This window comes from Streptomyces sp. NPDC059092 (assembly GCF_042756365.1).
Lineage (GTDB): Bacteria > Actinomycetota > Actinomycetes > Streptomycetales > Streptomycetaceae > Streptomyces.
In genome coordinates this window covers 114,359-133,380 of record NZ_JBHZEJ010000001.1, presented here as the reverse complement: position 1 = coordinate 133,380, position 19,022 = coordinate 114,359, and the positions used below count along the sequence as shown (strand labels likewise).

The window sequence follows — 19,022 nt, the reverse complement described above, 5'->3', positions numbered from 1 at the left end:
GGGGAACGCGTGTCGGCGCATACGTGTGTCCGCCCGGAAGGCTCGTGACGGGGGACCCGGCACTACCGGGACGGGGCGCCGTCGGCCGCGGGCGGCTCCCGCAGCGCGAACCACAGCTCCATCCGTACGTCGGGGTCGTCCAGGTCCCGGTCCAGCAGGGCCGCGCAGCGGGTGATGCGGTGGCGGACCGTGTTGCGGTGCACGGTCAGCGCCACCGCCGTACGGTCCCAGCTTCCGTGCAGCGAGAGCCAGGCGCGCAGCGTCTCCGTCAGGGCAGGGGCGCCCGGGGCCGCCAGGAGCGGGGCCAGGAGGGTGCGGGCGTGGGACGCGGCCTCCTCCGGGGGGATCAGGGCGGCGAGGCCGGCCGCCGGGCCGGCCGGGTCGTGGCGTACGAGGGGGGTACCGGTGGCTTCCGCGCGGCCCAGTGCGCGCAGCGCGCGGGTGTCGGCGGCGGCCAGTTCCTGCGGGGGGACCGGGTCGCTGACGCCGAGGGTCCAGCCGGGCCGGGCCGTGACCTCGCGGTCGGTGAGGACGCGGACCGTCGTGCCGTCCGTGTCGGCCAGCGCGCTGCCGAGGGCCGCGGCCAGCGCGCCCGCCGCGAAGGGGGTGGCGCCGCCGCGTCCCTGGACCACCCGCCAGGGCCCGGGGCCGAGCAGCGGCGCCACCTCGGCGGGGGTGGCGCCGAGCAGCAGCCGTACCAGCGCGGCCGAGCGGCCCGCCTCCGCCGCGCCCTGATGGGGCGCGGTCAACAGGGAGAGCAGGACGACGGCGACGCCCGCGACGGTGTGGTCGCCGGGTTCGCGCCGTTCGGCCGCCACACCGAGCACCAGGCCCTGGCCGCCGCCGAGCGCGTACGCGGCGAGATGCGCGCCCTGGGTCGTGTCCGTGGCCGACGAGGGGGACGGGGTGGAGGCCGGGTTGACCACCCTGGCCAGGCGGGCGAGCGCCGTACGGGCGCCGGGGGTCGGGGTGCGGCCCGTCGAGTGCAGCTCCGCGCCGTCCGGGGCGAACAGGACCGCGCGGCCCCCGAGCCCCACGGCGAGCTGGTGCAGCACCGCGGGCACCGGGTCCTGTCTGGCCGCCGCTGCGGCCAGACCCTGCTGGGCCCGGGTCACCCGGCGCAGCTCGCGGTGGCGTGCCTCCGCCATCAGCCGCCACACCGCGCGTGCCACCGCCGTGAACCGGGTAGGGGGCGGCACCTCCAGCAGTGGCAGGCCGTGCCGGTCGCAGGCGTCGATCAGGGCGGGCGGCACCGTGTCGTACACCGGTGTCACCCCGAAGCCGAGCGCCGCCGCGCCCGCCTCGACCACGCGCGCCACGTAGGCGTCCGCGTACGCGTCGGTGAGCTGGACGCCCGCGGTCAGCAGCAGCTCGCCGCCGAGCAGATACGGGTACGGGTCCGCCATTTCGGAGGTGTGCGCCCAGTGCACCACCTGGGAACCGTCGTCCGGCGGGCCCGCGATCCGGCGCAGACCCAGCGTCCGGTCCGCCAGCAGATCGGCGAGCGGGACCGGGGGAGTGGGCGGGGAGGACGAGGCGGTGGAGGGGGTGGCGGTGGTGTCCGGCATGGATGGTCCATCCATCTTCGGCGGAAAGAATGGATGAAACGTACACTTCAGCGCCGCTTTCCGGCCACCTACCGTCATGACCCACACGCTCGGCCACCGCCGCGTACGCCCACTTCTCCGCGTACGCGTACGGACACGAGCCCCCTCAGGTGTGAGACGAGACGGAGGAAGCCCATGGCTGTCGACTACGCGGTGATCGTCGTCTATCTGGCCGGCATGCTCGCCATGGGCTGGTGGGGCATGCGCCGCGCCAAGTCCAAGAGCGAGTTCCTGGTGGCGGGCCGCAGGCTCGGCCCCTGGATGTACTCCGGCACCATGGCCGCCATCGTCCTGGGCGGCGCCTCGACCATCGGCGGGGTCGGCCTCGGCTACCGCCACGGCCTCTCCGGTGCCTGGATGGTCTTCGCCATCGGCCTCGGGCTGCTCGCCCTCTCCGTCTTCTTCTCCGCGCGGATCGCCCGGCTGAAGGTCTACACCGTCTCCGAGATGCTCGACCTGCGGTACGGCGGCCGGGCCGGGCTCATCTCGGGCATCGTGATGTGGGCGTACACCCTGATGCTCGCCGTCACCTCGACCATCGCGTACGCCACGATCTTCGACGTCCTCTTCGACCTGAACCGCACCGTCGCGATCATCCTGGGCGGGGCCGTCGTGGTCGCGTACTCGACGCTCGGCGGCATGTGGTCCATCACGCTGACGGACATGGTGCAGTTCGTCGTGAAGACCATCGGGGTGCTGCTGCTCCTGCTGCCCATAGCGGTCGTCAAGGCCGGTGGCTTCGCAGAGATGAAGGAGCGGCTGCCCTCCGAGTACTTCTCGCCGTTCGGCATCGGCGGCGAGACGATCTTCACGTACGTCCTGATCTACACCTTCGGCATGCTGATCGGACAGGACATCTGGCAGCGGGTGTTCACCGCGCGCGGCGACAAGGTCGCGCGCTGGGGCGGCACCGTCGCCGGTACGTACTGTCTGCTGTACGCGCTGGCCGGCGCGGTCATCGGCACGGCCGCCAAGGTGCTCTACCCGAACCTGGGCAGCGCGGACGACGCGTTCGCGACCATCGTCAAGGACGAACTGCCCGTGGGCGTGCGCGGGCTGGTGCTGGCCGCCGCCCTGGCCGCCGTGATGTCGACCTCCTCCGGCGCGCTGATCGCCTGCGCGACCGTGGCCAACAACGACATCTGGGCGCGGCTGCGCGGAGCCGTCGGGCGGGGCGGGGACGAGCGCGGCGAGGTGGACGAGGTGCGGGGCAACCGGCTGTTCATCCTGGTCATGGGCGTCGGTGTGATCGGCGTCGCCATCGCGCTGAACAACGTGGTCGAGGCCCTGACCGTCGCGTACAACCTGCTCGTCGGCGGACTGCTCGTACCGATCCTGGGCGGGCTGCTGTGGCGGCGCGGCACGGTGTACGGCGCGCTGACCGCCGTGGTCGTCGGCGGGGGCACGGTCGTGGGGCTGATGGCGGCGTACGGGATCCTCGCCAACCAGCCCATCTACTACGGCCTGCTGGCCTCGCTCGCCTCGTACGTGATCGTCAGCCTGGCGACGCCACCGACGGACGAGGCGGTTCTCGCGGCCTGGCGCGCCCGGCTCGCCGGGGAGACGCCGGAGGAGGCCGGGGAGTCCACTGTCAGTGGGCTGGTCCATTCTTGAGACGGAGCACTTGCGGCAGAGTGCCGCAGAACGGTCATAGTGCGTCGGTGCGTCGGTGCGTCGGTGCGTCGGTGCGTCAGCGGGTCACGCGGTGCGGGGCCGCACGACGCGACGCGGCGACGCAAGCGACGCGGTGACACACCAATACAGCGATACACCGATACAGCGGTACGACGATTTTCGGAGAGGCCCGACGATGAGCAGCAACGGACACCACGGACACCGGAACGGCCCGCGCGGGCCCGTCGACTCGTCCCGTGTCCCGAGGTACGCGGGACCGGCCACGTTCGCCCGGCTGCCCCGGCTGGACGAGGTCGGTACGGCCGATGTCGCCGTCGTCGGCGTCCCCTTCGACACCGGGGTCTCCTACCGGCCCGGCGCCCGCTTCGGCGGCAACGCGATACGGGAGGCGTCGCGGCTGCTGCGTCCGTACAACCCGGCGCAGGACGCCTCGCCGTTCGCGCTCGCGCAGGTCGCGGACGCCGGGGACATCGCGGCCAACCCGTTCGACATCAACGAGGCGGTCGACACGATCGAGGCGGCGGCCGACGATCTGCTCGGGACCGGTGCGCGGCTGATGACCCTCGGCGGTGACCACACGATCGCGCTCCCGCTGCTCCGCTCGGTCGCGAAGCGGCACGGACCGGTCGCGCTGCTCCACTTCGACGCCCATCTCGACACCTGGGACACCTACTTCGGTGCGGAGTACACGCACGGCACCCCGTTCCGCCGGGCCGTCGAGGAGGGCATTCTCGACACGGAGGCGCTGTCCCACGTCGGTACGCGCGGCCCCCTGTACGGGAAGCGGGACCTGGACGAGGACGCCAGGATGGGGTTCGGGATCGTCACGTCCGCCGATGTGATGCGCCGGGGCGTGGACGAGATCGCCGACCAGCTCCGGCAGCGCATCGGGGACCGGCCGCTGTACATCTCCGTCGACATCGACGTCCTGGACCCGGCGCACGCCCCGGGCACCGGCACCCCCGAGGCGGGCGGGCTGACCTCGCGGGAGCTCCTGGAGATCATCCGGGGGCTGGCCTCCTGCCGGCTCGTCTCCGCGGACGTGGTGGAGGTCGCGCCCGCGTACGACCACGCGGAGATCACCGCCGTCGCCGCCTCCCACACGGCGTACGAACTGACGACGGTCATGTCCCGCCAGATCGCCCGGGCTTCCGGGGCGGCACAGGGCTCGGCGGTCGCCGAGGCCGCCGAGGTTGCTCGGGCCGCCGAGGCCGCCGAAGGCTCCGCGGCGGAGGCGCGCTGATGCACGACCACGACCACGAACCCGCACGTCTCACCCCCGAACAGACCGCCGCGGCCCTCGCCCCGCCGTCCGGCCGGCGCGGCGGCGATCTCGTCGTCGAGACGCTGTACGGCCTCGGCGCCACGACCGTCTTCGGCCTGCCGGGGCAGCACGCCCTCGGCATGTTCGACGCGCTGCGCCGCTCCTCGCTCCGGTACATCGGGCTGCGCGTGGAGAACAACGCGGGGTTCGCCGCCGACGCGTACGGCCGGGTCACCGGCGAGGTCGCCCCGCTGCTGCTCTCCACCGGCCCCGGCGCGCTGACCGCGCTCCCCGCGCTCCAGGAGGCGGCGGCGGCCTCGGCGCCCGTGCTGGCGATCTCCAGCCAGATCCCGGCGGCGGGTCTGGGCGGCGGGCGCCACGGGTATCTGCACGAGCTGCGCGACCAGCAGGCGTCCTTCCGCGACATCGTGAAGTCCGTGCACCCCGTCCGTACGCCCTCGCAGATCCCGTCCGCGATCGCCGCAGCCTGGGAGTCCGCGCTCACCGCACCGCACGGCCCGGTCTGGGTGGAGATCCCGCAGGACGTGCTGCTCGCGGAGGTCTCGCTGCCCCTCGTCACGGCGATGGACGCCACCCCGCGTGAGCTGCACCCGCGCCCCGAGCTGACCGCCGTCGCCGCGCACGCGCTGTCGCACGCGGTACGGCCGGTGATCATCGCCGGTGGCGGGGTGGTCCGGGGGGACGCGTCCGGCAAGCTGCGGGCGCTCGCCGAGAAGCTGGACGCGCCGGTCGTCACGACGGCCGGGGGCAAGGGCGCGTTCCCCTGGGAGCACCCGCTGTCCCTCCAGTCCTGGATGGAGGACCGGCACACCACGGACTTCCTGGAGGACGCGGACGTGGTGCTGGTGGTCGGCTCGGGGCTGGGCGAGCTGTCCTCGAACTACCACACGTTCCGCCCGCGCGGCCGGGTGATCCAGATCGAGGCGGACCTCGGCAAGCTGGAGTCCAACCACCCGGCGCTCGGCATCCACGCCGACGCCAGGAACGCGCTGGCCGCGCTGCTGGAGTCGGTCGGCGCCCGTGAGGACCCGGCCGCCGCCGCGGCCGTGGCCGCCGTCCTGGAGCGGGTACGGGAGCGGATCGCGGCCCAGGACCTCACGCTGGAGCGGCGGGTGCTGGCCGCGGTCCGCGAGGCCCTGCCCGCCGCGTCCCCCAGCTTCTGGGACATGACGATCCTGGCCTACTGGGCGTGGTCCGCCTGGCCGGGCCCGATGCACTCGGGTCAGGGCGCGGGCGGTCTCGGCTACGGCTTCCCCGCCGCGCTCGGCGCGGCGGTGGCCGACCGTACGCGACCGGTGCTGGCGGTGTCGGGCGACGGCGGCGCGATGTACTCGATCGCGGAGCTGGCCACCGCCCGCCAGTACGACCTGCCGGTCACGTGGCTGATCGTGGACGACGGCGGCTACGGCATCCTGCGCGAGTACATGACGGACGCCTTCGGCGAGCCGGCGGGAACGGAGCTGTCCCGGCCGGACTTCGTGGCCCTGGCGGAGTCCTTCGGCGTCCCGGCGGTCCGTACGGCACCCGAGTCCTTGCGCGAGGACCTGGCGAAGGCGCTCGCGGAGCCGGGCCCTTCCGTCGTGGTACTCCCCGCGCTGCTGCGGATGTTCGCCCCGACCCATCTGGACGCTCGATGACGTTCAGTACGGAAGCGTGACCTTGTCCCGTACAACCGTTCCCTGACGCCGGTGTGTCATACCGGTGGGTGTGTCGCGGGGGCGCACCCACCGACACCAAGGGGCGGGAAGCCGACATGACTCACCAGCAGATACCGGCGCACATAGCGGGGCGTCCCTCCCGGCGGGCCCGTGGCGCGCTCTCCGTGGCGCTCGCCGCGGGTGTGCTCGTCCCGGTCGCCGCCGTCGCGGGAGCCGCGCCCGCCGCTGCCGCCGCGCCCGCCGTCGTCTGCACCTCGGGCAAGGCGGGGCTCGCCGCCCAGCTCACCAAGGACATCACCGCGTCGCTCAAGAACAGGAAGTCCACGACCGCCGTCGCCGTCCTGGACCGTACGACCAGAACGAGCTGCACCCTGCGGGCGACGCAGAAGTTCGACTCCGCCAGCGTGGTCAAGGTGACCGTCCTCGCCACCCTGCTCTGGGACGCGAAGAAGACGAACCGCTACCTGACGCAGCGCGAGATCGATCTCTCCACGGCCATGATCACCAAGTCGGACAACGCCGCGACCACCACCCTGTGGAAGCAGCTCGGCCTGACGAAGATCAAGGGGTTCATCAAGGCCGCGGGTATGACCCAGACCGTTCCCGGCGCCGATGGTTACTGGGGCCTCACCCAGATCACGGCTCAGGACGAGCAGAAGCTGCTGGCCCTCGCCACCGCGAAGAACACCGTGCTCAGCGACAACGCGCGCGCCTTCCTCCTGGAGCGGATGCGCAAGGTCGTCACGTCCCAGCGCTGGGGTGTGCCCGCCGGAGCCCCGGCGACCGCCACCGTCCAGCTCAAGAGCGGCTGGCTCTCCCGCTCCACCCACGGCTGGCGCGTGCACAGCGTCGGCGCGTTCACCGGCAAGGGGCACGACTACACGATCAGCGTGCTCACCCACGACAACAAGACGATGAACGACGGCGTCAACACCGTCCAGGCCGTGGCGAAGGCCGTCCACAAGGACCTGAACCCGGCGGTGAAGACGGCCGGGGCCGCCGTCCACTCCGTACCCGCGACACCGTACGAGGCCGTCCCGGCGACCCCGGAGAAGGCCGCCAGGGAGGCAGTCCCCGCCACGCGCTGAGGCGACGTCCCGGAGCGGCGCCATGGAGCCGCGCCGCGGAGCCACGCGCCGGGGCGTTCCGCTGATGATCGAACGAATGTGCGGGTCCCGGGTCCTAGGTCCCGGGACCCGTCTTTGTTGCGGAGGGATGAAATCCGCTGTTCCCCGCGTTGGTGCCTTCCGGCAGATCAGGACGATCAGCATGACGATCAGATCAGCGTGACGATCGGATCGGCGATCGGTTCAGCGGGATGACGGAGGCACATGGTGGCGGAGGCGTCGGCAGGACAGGGCTGGGCACGGCGGCTGTCCGGGTACGCGTGGCGGTACCGGCGCAACGTGGTGCTCGCGCTCGGATCGTCACTCGTCGGCATGGCGGTGATGGCCCTCGTCCCGCTGATCACCAAGGTCGTCATCGACGATGTGATCGGGGCGGGACACCGCTCGCTCCTCGTCTGGACCGGACTGCTCGTCGGGGCCGCGCTCATCGTCTACGCGGCCACCTACGTCCGCCGGTACTACGGCGGACGGCTCGCGCTCGACGTCCAGCACGATCTCCGTACGGAGATGTACGCCACGATCGCCCGGCTCGACGGACGCCGTCAGGACACCCTCTCCACCGGGCAGGTCATCGGCCGCGCCACCAGCGACCTCCAGCTGATCCAAGGGCTGCTCTTCATGCTGCCGATGACGATCGGCAACGTCCTGCTCTTCCTGATGTCCCTGGTGATCATGGCGTGGCTGTCGCCGCCGCTCACCCTGATAGCCCTGGCCGTCGCGCCCGCCCTCTGGTTCATCGCCCGCCGCAGCCGTACCAAACTGCACCCCGCCACCTGGTACGCGCAGGCACAGGCCGGTGCCGTCGCCGGGGTCGTGGACGGCGCCGTCACCGGTGTCCGGGTCGTCAAGGGCTTCGGCCAGGAGGACCAGGAGACGGGGAAGCTCCGCGAGGCCGGACGGAAACTGTTCGCGGGCCGGCTGCGGACCATCCGGTTCAACTCCCGCTACACCCCCGCCCTCCAGGCGGTCCCCGCGCTCGGGCAGGTCGCGATGCTCGCGCTCGGCGGCTGGCTGGCCACCCGGGGCCAGATCACCCTCGGCACCTTCGTCGCCTTCTCCACCTATCTGGCCCAGCTCGTCGGACCCGTCAGGATGCTCGCCATGGTCCTGACCGTCGGCCAGCAGGCACGGGCCGGCGTCGAACGCGTACTGGAGCTGATCGACACCGAGCCCACCCTCCAGGACGGGACGAAGGAGCTGGCCGCGACCGCCGAGGCGTCGGTCGAGTTCGACGACGTGTCCTTCGCGTACGAGGACGGCCGCCCCGTCCTCGACGGCTTCTCGCTGGAGCTGGCCCCCGGCGAGACCGTCGCCGTCGTCGGCGCCTCCGGCAGCGGCAAGTCCACCCTCTCGCTCCTGCTGCCCCGCTTCTACGACGTGACCCATGGCGCCGTCCTCGTCGGCGGCCACGACGTCCGCGAACTCACCCTCGCCTCGCTGCGCTCCGCGATCGGCCTCGTACCGGAGGACAGCTTCCTCTTCTCCGACACCATTCGCGCCAACCTCGCGTACGGCAAACCCGACGCCACCGACGAGGAGATCTTCCGGGCCACGCGCGCCGCCCAGGCCCACGGCTTCATCAGCGAGCTGCCCCGCGGCTACGACACCGCGGTGGGCGAACAGGGCCTCACCCTCTCCGGCGGCCAGCGCCAGCGCATCGCCCTCGCCCGCGCGATCCTCACCGACCCCCGGCTGCTCGTCCTGGACGACGCCACCTCCGCCGTCGACTCCCGTGTGGAGCACGAGATCCACGAGGCGCTGCGCGCGGTGATGGCCGGGCGCACGACCCTGCTCATCGCCCACCGCCGCTCCACCCTCGGCCTTGCCGACCGTATCGCCGTCCTGGACGGCGGGCGGCTCTCCGACGTCGGCACCCACGAGGAGCTTCAGCGGCGCTCCGCGCTCTACCGGCGGCTGCTGACCGAGCCCGACGAACTGGCCGGCACCTCGCCGGGCGGTACGCGCGGCTCCGTCGCGGCGGAGGCGCGTACGCAGGACGGATGTCCGGTGACGGACGACTGCCCGGCGGACGACCTCACCCGCCGGCAGGCCCAGTCGGCCCAGCCGCTCCAGCCGGAGGTCGACCAGGTCCAGCAGGAGATCGACGCCGAGTTCGACGCGGAGCGCGGGGTCACCTCCGCCCTGTGGGTACGGGACGACACCGCCGCCGGTGACACGACGGCCGCCGGTGCCACCCCCGAACTGCTCGCCCAGGTCGAGGCGCTGCCCCCGGCCACCGACGTCCCCGAGATCGACGAGGCACGCGCCGTCGCCGCCGAGGAGTCGTACGGACTGCGCAGGCTGCTGCGCGGCTTCTGGCCGGCGCTGCTGGTCAGCCTGGCGCTGGTCGCCGTGGACGCCGGGATGGGGCTGCTGCTGCCGGTCCTCATCCGGCACGGCATCGACCAGGGCGTCGAACAGCTCGCGCTCGGCGCGGTCTGGGTGGCCGCCTCGCTCGGCCTGCTGACCGTACTGGTCCAGTGGGCGGCGCAGATCGGCGAGACCCGGAAGACCGGACGCACTGGCGAAAGGATTCTCTACTCCCTGCGCCTCAAGATCTTCGCGCAGCTCCAGCGGCTCGGACTCGACTACTACGAGCGCGAGCTGACCGGCCGCATCATGACCCGGATGACCACCGACGTCGACGCGCTGTCGACGTTCCTCCAGACCGGGCTGGTCACCGCGTTCGTCTCCGTCGTCACCTTCGCCGGCATCCTCGTGGTGCTGCTGGTGATCGACGTGGAGCTGGCGCTCGTCGTCTTCGCGACACTGCCCGTGCTGATCATCGGTACGGTCTTCTTCCGCCGCAAGAGCGTCCAGGCGTACGAGCTGGCGCGCGAGCGCATCAGCGTCGTCAACGCCGACCTCCAGGAGTCCGTGTCCGGGCTGCGCATCGTCCAGGCGTTCCGGCGCGAGGGCGACAGCGGCGAGCGCTTCGCCGCCCGCAGCGACCACTACCGCGCGGCGCGCGTGCGCGGCCAGTGGCTGATATCCGTCTACTTCCCCTTCGTCCAGCTCCTGTCGTCGGTGGCCGCGGCGGCCGTGCTGATCGTGGGCGCGGGGCGGGTGGAGGCCGGGACGCTGACGACGGGCGCGCTGGTCGCGTACCTCCTCTACATCGACCTGTTCTTCGCACCCGTGCAGCAGCTCTCGCAGGTCTTCGACGGCTACCAGCAGGCGACCGTCTCGCTCGGCCGGATCCAGGAGCTGCTGCGGGAGCGGACGTCGACGGAGGCGCCGCGGAAGGCCCTCGACGTGCTGTCGCTGCGCGGGGAGATCGCCTTCGAGGACGTCGACTTCGCGTACAGCGGAGCGGACGGTGGGACGGACGCCGGTTCGGACGGTGGGACGGACAGCGGGGCGGACGGTGGGGCGGACGGCTCTCCGGACGCCGGTGCGGGTGAGGTGGGGGAGACCGCGCTCAAGGGCGTGAACCTGCACATCCCGGCCGGGCAGACCGTCGCCTTCGTCGGGGAGACCGGCGCGGGCAAGTCGACGCTCGTCAAGCTGGTCGCGCGGTTCTACGACCCGACCGGCGGCCGGGTCACCGCGGACGGTACGGACCTGCGCGACCTGGACCTGACGGCCTACCGCCGCAGGCTCGGCGTCGTCCCGCAGGAGGCGTACCTCTTCGCCGGTACGGTCCGGGACGCCATCGCGTACGGGCGCCCCGAGGCGACCGACGCGGAGGTGGAGGCCGCGGCGCGCGCGGTCGGCGCGCACGAGATGATCGCCACGCTGGACGGCGGCTACCTGCACGAGGTCGCCGAGCGCGGCCGTAACCTCTCGGCCGGGCAGCGCCAGCTCGTCGCGCTGGCCCGCGCCGAACTGGTCGACCCGGACGTCCTGCTGCTGGACGAGGCGACCGCCGCGCTGGACCTCGCCAGCGAGGCCCTGGTCAACCAGGCGACCGACCGGCTCGCGGGACGCCGTACGCCCGGCGACGACGCTCCGTCGAGCCGCACCACCCTGATCGTCGCGCACCGGCTGACCACGGCGGCGCGCGCGGACCGGGTGGTCGTGATGGACCACGGACGGGTGGTCGAGGACGGGACGCACGAGGAACTGCTCGCGCTGGACGGCCGGTACACGCGGCTGTGGCGGAGCTTCATCGGGGAGGAAGAGCCCGCGGTCGTCTCATGAGCCGCGCGGCGGAGCGTCATACATAGTGCGGCGGGGAGCGTCATACGCAGCGCTGCGGAGCGTCATACGCAGCGCTGCGGAGCGCTCCTTACCTCTGTATCTCCGCGCCTGCGTACCGCGCCGTGCGCAACCGTCCGGGCCCCGTCGGGCGTCGTACATATGTACACCCGAATACCCCAGGGGGCGCGTGTGTTCGCATTTGCTGGCCGCAGGGACGCCGGCGACAGAGTCGGCAGAGAGGCGGCGGGCGGTGCCGCGCGGGCGGACAGGGTCCTGCTGCACTGCCTGGTGACGCTGGCCGCCACCGGTGCCCTCGTGGTGGGCGCCCCGGGCTCGCCGCGCGCCGAGGCGGTGTCCGTCTGCTCGGGGCGGCCGGAGAAGACCGTGCCGTTCGCCACCGGCGAGCTGCGCGTCTACAAGGCACGCGGTTACGCCTGCGCGATCACCGTCGCCAAGAACCCGGGCAAGAAGCGCTCCATGTCGGTCAGCCTCCAGCCGCGCGGCGGAAACCCGGTGGTGGACAGCGGGAGTTTCACGCGCCAGGCGGGGCCGGTCACGGTGCACGCGCTGAACCGCTGCGTACGGGCCTCCGGCGTGGTCTCCGGGAAGAAGGCATCCACGGGGTGGATCCTCTGCTGATCGCGGGTGCCAGCCGGTAGTTCGGGGTGCGGGTCTGGCGGGTCGGGCGCGGATCCGGCTAAGTTCACGGCGTCTGTCATGAACACAGGGAGCGTGAATGCGCAAGGCGCTGAGATGGGTGTTGTCGCTCGTACTGGTCATAGGCACCGTGACCACGGCCGGTGCGGCCACGGCGAGTGCGGCCACCGCGAGCGTGGCCACCGCCACCACAGGTACCGCTGAGGTCGCCGATACCGCCGACATCAAGGACCGTATCCTCGCGATCCCGGGGATGAGCCTGATCCAGGAGAAGCCGTACGAGGGGTACCGCTACTTCGTTCTCAACTACACCCAGCCGGTCGATCACCGGAATCCGTCCAAGGGCACCTTCCAGCAGCGACTCACACTGCTGCACAAGGACACCAGCCGCCCCACCGTCTTCTACACCAGCGGCTACAACGTCTCCACCAACCCGAGCCGCAGCGAGCCGACCCGGATCGTCGACGGCAACCAGGTTTCGCTGGAGTACCGCTTCTTCACCCCGTCCCGGCCGCAACCGGCCGACTGGTCGAAGCTGACGATCTGGCAGGCGGCCAGTGACCAGCACCGGATCTTCACCGCGCTGAAGAAGGTCTACGCCAAGAAGTGGCTCGCCACGGGCGGTTCCAAGGGCGGCATGACCGCCACGTACTACGAGCGCTTCTACCCGCGCGACATGGACGGCGTCGTCGCGTACGTCGCGCCCAACGACGTGGTGAACAGAGAGGACTCGGCGTACGACCGGTTCTTCGAGCGCGTCGGCACCAAGGAGTGCCGCGACAGGCTCAACGCCGTGCAGCGCGAGGCGCTCGTCCGGCGCGCGCCGCTGGAGAAGCGGTACCAGGAGTGGGCGCGGGCCGAGGGCGCGACCTTCACGACGGTCGGCTCGCTCGACAAGGCGTACGAAGCCGTGGTCCTCGACTTCGTCTGGGCCTTCTGGCAGTACAGCGCGGAGTCCGACTGCGCGTACATCCCGGAGGCCACCGCCTCCGACCAGGAGATCTACGACGTCATCGACTCGATCTCCGGGTTCTCCTTCTACACCGACCAGGGCCTTGAGCCGTACACGCCGTACTACTATCAGGCGGGCACCGAGCTGGGCTCGCCCACCATCAAGCTGCCGCACCTGGGCAAGCTGAGCCGGTACGGATACCAGGCGCCGCGCAATTTCGTGCCGCGCTCCATCCCGATGAGGTTCAACCCGCTGGCGATGCCCGCCGTCGACAGCTGGGTCCGCCACCACGCGCACCAGATGCTGTTCGTGTACGGGCAGAACGACCCGTGGGGCGCCGAGCCCTTCCGCCTCGGCAAGGGCGCGCGTGACAGCTACGTGTACGTCGCGCCGGGCGCCAACCACGGCGCCAACGTCGCCGGGCTCGTGCCCGACCAGCAGGCGAAGGCCACCGCCAGGATCCTGGAGTGGGCGGGCGTCGCCCCTGCCGCGGTCCGGGCGGACGCGGCGAAGGCGAAGCCGCTGGCGCCGTTCGACAGCAAGCTCGACCGGCAGAAGGTGCAGCGGGAGCACGCGCTGCGCCCGTAACGCCTGAAGGTGGGGTGGGGGACGTCGAGCGACGGCCCCCACCCCACCCCGGTGGTTCTCTGCTCGGCAGTCCAGCAGTCCAGCAGTCCAGCAGTTCGGTGGCTCAGTAGCTCAGGCCGTGGCCGACCGGGTACAGCACCCGCGCCGGATCGTCCGCCCGCTGTACGGGAACGGGCAGCAGCCCCCGGGGCCGTACCCGGCCCGCGATCACCCGTGCCGCGGCCCGCAGTTCGACATCCGTCCAGGAGTATGTGGCGAGGGACGCCGCCACGCCGGAGAGCCGCGCGATGTCGTACGGATTGCGGATCGCGACGGTCACGACCGGCACCCCGGTCTCGGCCAGCGCGCCGACCAGGGTGCGCTGCGCGCTGGTGGCCGAGACGTTGTACGTCGCGACGACGACCGCGTCCTTGCCCCGCGCCGCTTTCACGGCCTCGTCGATCCGGGCGGCGGCCGGCGCCGTACCCGTGGAGAGGGCGGTGGCGCTGAACCCCAGTTCGTTGAGGGCGCTGGCGAGCACGGTGGTCGGCGGCCCGGTCGTCCCGGAGGGCGAGGCCGGATCGGCCCCGACGACCAGCAGGTTCCGCTCCCGGCGGCGGCTCAGGGGAAGCAGCCCGCGTTCGTTGGTGAGCAGGGTGGTCGTCGAGTCGGCGATCCGGTCGGCGGTGGCGAGATGGACGCGGGTGCCGACCGTACGGTCCACGTCGCGGCCGGTGACGTACGGGTCGCGGAACAGCCCGAGGCGCTCCTTGAGTTCGAGGATCCGCAGAACCGATTCCTCGATGCGCGGGACGGTCAGCTCGCCGTCCTTGACCGCCGTCAGGACCGCGTTCCAGGCGAGCTTGAGGTCCGGCGGGTTGAGCAACTGGTCCACGCCCGCCTTGAGCGCGAGGACCGGGACGCGGGCGTCCCCGTACTTCAGCCGGACGCCCTCCATGCCGAGCGCGTCCGTGACCACCACGCCCCGGTAGCCGAGCTGTTCGCGCAGGACGCCGGTGACGATGGGGTGCGAGAGGGTCGCCGGGTCCTCGCTCGGGTCGAGGGCCGGGACGACGATGTGCGCGGTCATGATCGAGGTGACACCGGCGGCGATCGCCGCGCGGAACGGCGGAGCGTCCAGTTCCGTCCACTGCTCGCGCGTGTGGTGGATCGTGGGGAGGGAGTAGTGGCTGTCGTCCGTCGTGTCCCCGTGACCCGGGAAGTGCTTGGCCGCGGTGGCGATTCCCGCGCTCTGGTACCCCGTCACCTGGGCGGCGACCATTCCGGCCACGGCCTGCGGGTCGGCGCCGAAGGAACGTACGCCGATGACCGGGTTGGCCGGGTTGACGTTGACGTCCGCGTCGGGCGCGTAGTTCTGGTTGATCCCCATCGCCGCCAGCTCCGCCCCGGCGATCCGGGCGGCCTCGCGGGCGCCGGAGCGCGAACCGGAGGCGCCGAGCGCCATCGCGCCCGGCAGCAGCGTGGCGGGCTTGCCGACCCGGGCGACGATGCCGTGCTCCTGGTCGGTGGCGATCAGGAGGGGCACAGGGATGCGCCCGGCCAGCCCCGCCCGCTGGATGCCGTTGGAGAGCCCGGCGATCTGGTGCGGATCGCGGGTGTTGTGCGCCCAGGCGAAGTAGATGATCCCGCCGACGTGGTACGTGGAGACCAGCTCGGCGGCGGTACGGACGCCGATCTCGGCGAGATTGGCGTCGACGTCGGCCTGGTCGGGATCGGTGGCGGAGTGCCCGTACACCCGCATGACGAAGAGCTGGCCGACCTTCTCCTCCAGGCTCATCCGGGCGACGAGGCGGCGGAGCCGGTCGCGGACGGCGACGGGGGTGCGGGCGCGAGCGGGGGATACGGCGGCGGCTGTGGTGGTAACGGCAGCCGCCGCTACGGCGGTTGCGGTGAGGAGGGTGCGTCTGGAGATGGTCCGGTCGTGCACGGGTGCTCCTTCCGGCCGTGTGCTGCGAGGGAAGTGAAGGAAACTTCCAGGGGTTCACGGTTATCCGGAAAGTAACTGCCGGTCAAGAGATCTGCCACCCAAGGCGGTCGGCCGTGTATCGGCGGCGACGGCTCAGGTGGACCGGGCTCAGGCGGTCCGGGATCAGGCGGGGGCCAGGCGGCGGGGCTCAGGTGGTCCGGGATCAGACGGGGGCCAGGCGGCGGGGGATCAGGCGGTGGCCGTCGTGGCGGGGGTGGCCTCGGTGGCGACCGTGGCGACCCTCGGCCAGTGGCGTCGCAGGGTGTCCACCGCCGCCGTGACGGCCGGGCGTCGGGCGGCGCCGGTGCGCCACAGGGCGTACAGGCGCCGTATCGGCACCGGTTCCAGGGCGACCGCCCGTACCCCCTCCGGCAGCGGCCCGCGCCCGAGCCGGGGGATCATGGCGATGCCGAGGCCCGCGGCCACCAGCGCGACCTGGGTGTGGTTCTCCTCGGCCTGGTGCGCGAGATCCGGCTCGCAGCCGGCCGCGCGCAACGTGCGGACCAGCCAGTCGTGGCAGACCGTGCCCGGCGGCTGGCAGATCCAGCGCTCGCCCGCCAGGTCCTCCCTGCGGACGGAGCGGCGCGCGGCCAGCGGGTGCGAGGCGTGGACGAGTACGTCGCACAGGTCGTCCCCGATGACCGCCTGCTCCACGCCCTCGGGGGCGGGCAGCGGGGCGATGTCCCAGTCGTGGGCGACGGCGAGGTCGAGGGCGCCACGGGCGACCAGATCGATGGACAGGTGCGGGTCGATCTCGCGCAGCCGGACATCGAGGGTGGGGTGGAGTGCGGCCAGCTCCGCCAGTACGCCGGGGAGCAGCCCGCGCGCCGAGGACGCGAACGCGCCGACGACGAGCTGCCCGGTCGGCTGTCCCCTGCGCTCCTCAAGGGTGGTCTCGGCGCGCTCGACGAGGGAGAGCAGTTCCTCGGCGGTGGCGGCGAGATGCCGGGCCTCGTCCGTGAGCGCGACGCCGCGCCCGCGCCGCTCCAGCAGGGTCGTACGGGTCTCCCGCTCCAACTTGGTGATCTGCTGCGACACCGCCGAGGGGGTGTAGCCGAGGGCGGAGGCGGCCGCCGCCACGGAGCCGTGCACGGAGACGGCGTGCAGCGCGCGCAGCCGGGCCAGATCGAGCATGGTCGCCCCCTGGGAAGCGGAATCGTCAGCGTTGAGTCGTCAACGCCGAGTCGGCGGCAATGAGCCGGCCTGGACGAGCCGGCATCGATGAGCCGGCCTGGACGAGCCGGCATCGATGAGCCGGCATCGATGGGTCATCAGCAGTGAATCATAAGCAATGCTCAATTCAACCATGAAGGAATGTTCGCTGGTGCTACATGGTGGGTAGCGGTGATCCTCTCCGTATGCGTACCGCACACAAAGCTCTCGCCGTCCTCGTGACCGCCGTCTGGGGGGTCAACTTCGTCGTGATCGAGGTCGGCCTCGGCCACTTCCCGCCGTTGCTCTTCTCCGCCCTGCGCTTCCTGGTCGCCGCGCTGCCCGCGGTCTTCTTCGTGGGCCGGCCGAAGGTCGCCTGGAAGTGGGTGATCGGGGTCGGTCTGGCGTTGGGAGTGGCCAAGTTCGGGCTGCTCTTCGTGGGGATGGACCGGGGCATGCCGGCCGGTCTCTCGTCCCTCGTCCTGCAGATCCAGGCGGTCTTCACCCTGCTCTTCGCCGCCGTGGCCCTCGGCGAGCGACCCGGGCGGGTGCGGCTGCTGGGCATGGGGGTCGCGCTCGCCGGGATCGCCGTCGCGGCGGTCGACGAGGGGAGTTCGGGGCCTGTGCTCGCCTTTGCGCTGGTCATCGCCGCCGCGGCCTGCTGGGGAGTCTCCAACGTACTCACCCGCAAGGCGTCACCGCCGGACGCCCTGAACTTCATGGTGTGGGTCTCCGTCGTCCCCGTACTCCCCCTGCTCGGGCTCTCCCTGCTCTTCGAGGGCCCGGACACGGACCTGGCCGCGCTGCGCGCGCTGGACTGGTCCGGCGCCGGCACCGTCCTCTACGCGGCCTGGGTCACGACCGTCTTCGGCTTCGGTGCCTGGGGCTATCTGCTGCGCCGCTACCCGGCCTCGTCCGTCGCCCCCTTCTCGCTGCTCGTGCCCGTCTTCGGGATGTCCTCGGCCGCCGTGCTGCTCCACGAGTCCGTCAGCCCACTGCGCTGGTGCGCGGCGGCCCTGCTGGTCGGGGGAGTGGCGCTGGCGTCGCTGTCGTGGGGCGGCTCCGGGAACCGGAGCGGGAGCGGGAGCGGGAACGGTAGCGGGGAGGTCGGCGGCCGGGGCACCCCGGAAAGTACCCCGGTCACACCGGCGTCGCCCCCGCAGTCCCCGCCTGCCCCACCTGCCTCATCGACCGCATCGTTTCCGCAGCCCCCGTCGTCCTCGCCGTCTTCGGTGGCCGTCGGAACGCGTGCCGGTACGTGTGCGGACTCGTCCCCACGCGGCGCTTGAAGCGGTCACGGAAGGCGGTCGGGGAGCCGAAGCCGACCCGCGTGGCGATCCGTTCGACGGGGTGTGGGGTCGTCTCCAGCAGGTACTGCGCCTGACGGATCCGGGCCCGGTGCAGCCACTGGAGCGGGGTGGTCCCGGTCTGCTCCCGGAAGCGCCGGTTGAGGGTACGGGTGCTCATACCGGCCCGGTCGGCGATGTCGTCGAGCGTCAGATCCTGTCCCGCGTTCTCCTCCAGTCGGCGCAGCAGCGGCTCCAGGGCCGATCCCCGGGGCACGGGGGGCCGGGCGTGAACGATGAACTGGGCCTGTCCGCCGTCACGTTCGAGCGGTATCACGGAAAACCGCGCCGCGTCGGCGGCCAGGGCGGAGCCATGGTCGCGCCGGATGAGGTGCAGGCAGAGATCGAGCCCGGCGGCGGCCCCGGCCGAGGTCAGGAACTGCCCGTTGTCCACGTACAGCACCGTGGGGTCCACTTCGACGGCCGGATACAGCTTGGCCGGCAGCGGGGCGGCCACTCGGTGCGTGGTGGCCCGCAGCCCGTCCAGCAGCCCGGTGGCGGCCAGCGCCGAACGCCCCGGCGCAGATCGAGACGATACGGGTGCCACCGGCCGCCGCCTGCCGCAGTGCGTCGAGGGCCTCCTCGGGCAGGGGCGCGGTCGGATCGGCGACTCAGGGCAGCACGATCGTGTCCGCCTCGGCCAGCGCCTCCAGCCCCCAGGGCGCCCGTAGCGGGAAGGCCCCCGTGTCGACCTCGTCGCTCGCGGCACAGATCCGCACCTCATAGGCGGCGCTGCCGTCGGGCGGCCGGATGCGGGAGAAGACCTCGGTGGGGGTGGCGAGGTCGAAGGCGATGACTCCGTCGAGAGCGAGAACGGCCAGGATGTGCATGGCGGAAATTTGGAGGCCCAACGGATTGTCGCCAAGGCCGGGGGTGCCGGGGCGGTGCGACGGACGGACGTGGCGA

At 72.2% G+C, this 19,022-nt stretch carries 11 protein-coding genes and 1 pseudogene; 8 read left to right on the top strand and 4 right to left on the bottom strand.

Annotated elements, in window-relative coordinates; all coding sequences use genetic code 11:
• Window positions 1-62: 62 nt before the first annotated feature.
• Window positions 63-1,568, bottom strand: a complete 1,506-nt coding sequence (locus tag ACFXPL_RS00520; protein ID WP_384910102.1) for a PucR family transcriptional regulator ligand-binding domain-containing protein — start codon at window positions 1,566-1,568, stop codon at window positions 63-65.
• Window positions 1,569-1,742: 174 nt separating this feature from the next.
• Here ACFXPL_RS00520 and ACFXPL_RS00515 point away from each other — a divergent pair, with 174 nt between their 5' ends.
• From ACFXPL_RS00515 to ACFXPL_RS00485, 7 genes are all read left to right on the top strand, one after another.
• Window positions 1,743-3,221, top strand: a complete 1,479-nt coding sequence (locus ACFXPL_RS00515; RefSeq protein WP_384910099.1) for a sodium:solute symporter — start codon at window positions 1,743-1,745, stop codon at window positions 3,219-3,221.
• Window positions 3,222-3,417: 196 nt separating this feature from the next.
• Window positions 3,418-4,485 carry an agmatinase gene (gene speB, locus ACFXPL_RS00510; protein ID WP_384910096.1) on the top strand — a complete coding sequence of 356 codons (1,068 nt, stop codon included), beginning with the start codon at window positions 3,418-3,420 and terminating at the stop codon, window positions 4,483-4,485.
• Entirely contained in the window at window positions 4,482-6,164 is a 1,683-nt protein-coding gene (locus ACFXPL_RS00505) for a thiamine pyrophosphate-binding protein (RefSeq protein WP_384910630.1), read from the top strand. Before speB ends, ACFXPL_RS00505 begins: the two co-directional genes overlap by 4 nt.
• A 116-nt stretch (window positions 6,165-6,280) precedes the next feature.
• Window positions 6,281-7,273, top strand: a complete 993-nt coding sequence (locus ACFXPL_RS00500; RefSeq protein ID WP_384910093.1) for a serine hydrolase — start codon at window positions 6,281-6,283, stop codon at window positions 7,271-7,273.
• Between the two features lie 243 nt (window positions 7,274-7,516).
• Entirely contained in the window at window positions 7,517-11,455 is a 3,939-nt protein-coding gene (locus tag ACFXPL_RS00495) for an ABC transporter ATP-binding protein (RefSeq protein WP_384910090.1), read from the top strand.
• 273 nt (window positions 11,456-11,728) lie between these two features.
• Window positions 11,729-12,094: a hypothetical protein gene (locus ACFXPL_RS00490; RefSeq protein ID WP_384910627.1), complete on the top strand. Its 366-nt coding sequence runs from the start codon at window positions 11,729-11,731 to the stop codon at window positions 12,092-12,094.
• 97 nt (window positions 12,095-12,191) lie between these two features.
• On the top strand, window positions 12,192-13,652 hold the full coding sequence (locus ACFXPL_RS00485; protein ID WP_384910086.1) for a S28 family serine protease: 1,461 nt from the start codon (window positions 12,192-12,194) through the stop codon (window positions 13,650-13,652).
• 103 nt (window positions 13,653-13,755) lie between these two features.
• Here ACFXPL_RS00485 and ACFXPL_RS00480 read toward each other — a convergent pair whose 3' ends face one another.
• Window positions 13,756-15,579, bottom strand: a complete 1,824-nt coding sequence (locus tag ACFXPL_RS00480; RefSeq protein WP_384910084.1) for a glycoside hydrolase family 3 protein — start codon at window positions 15,577-15,579, stop codon at window positions 13,756-13,758.
• Between the two features lie 228 nt (window positions 15,580-15,807).
• On the bottom strand, window positions 15,808-16,752 hold the full coding sequence (locus ACFXPL_RS00475; protein WP_384910081.1) for a LysR family transcriptional regulator: 945 nt from the start codon (window positions 16,750-16,752) through the stop codon (window positions 15,808-15,810).
• A gap of 224 nt (window positions 16,753-16,976) precedes the next feature.
• On the opposite strand from ACFXPL_RS00475, the gene ACFXPL_RS00470 reads away from it, so the two are divergent.
• Window positions 16,977-18,059 (top strand): EamA family transporter, encoded by a 1,083-nt coding sequence (locus tag ACFXPL_RS00470; protein ID WP_384910078.1) that lies wholly within the window; start codon window positions 16,977-16,979, stop codon window positions 18,057-18,059.
• On the opposite strand, the pseudogene ACFXPL_RS00465 reads toward ACFXPL_RS00470, so the two are convergent.
• A pseudogene (locus tag ACFXPL_RS00465) lies at window positions 18,013-18,946 on the bottom strand (GlxA family transcriptional regulator); the annotation flags it as partial. The gene ACFXPL_RS00470 and the pseudogene ACFXPL_RS00465 overlap by 47 nt on opposite strands.
• Window positions 18,947-19,022: the final 76 nt, after the last annotated feature.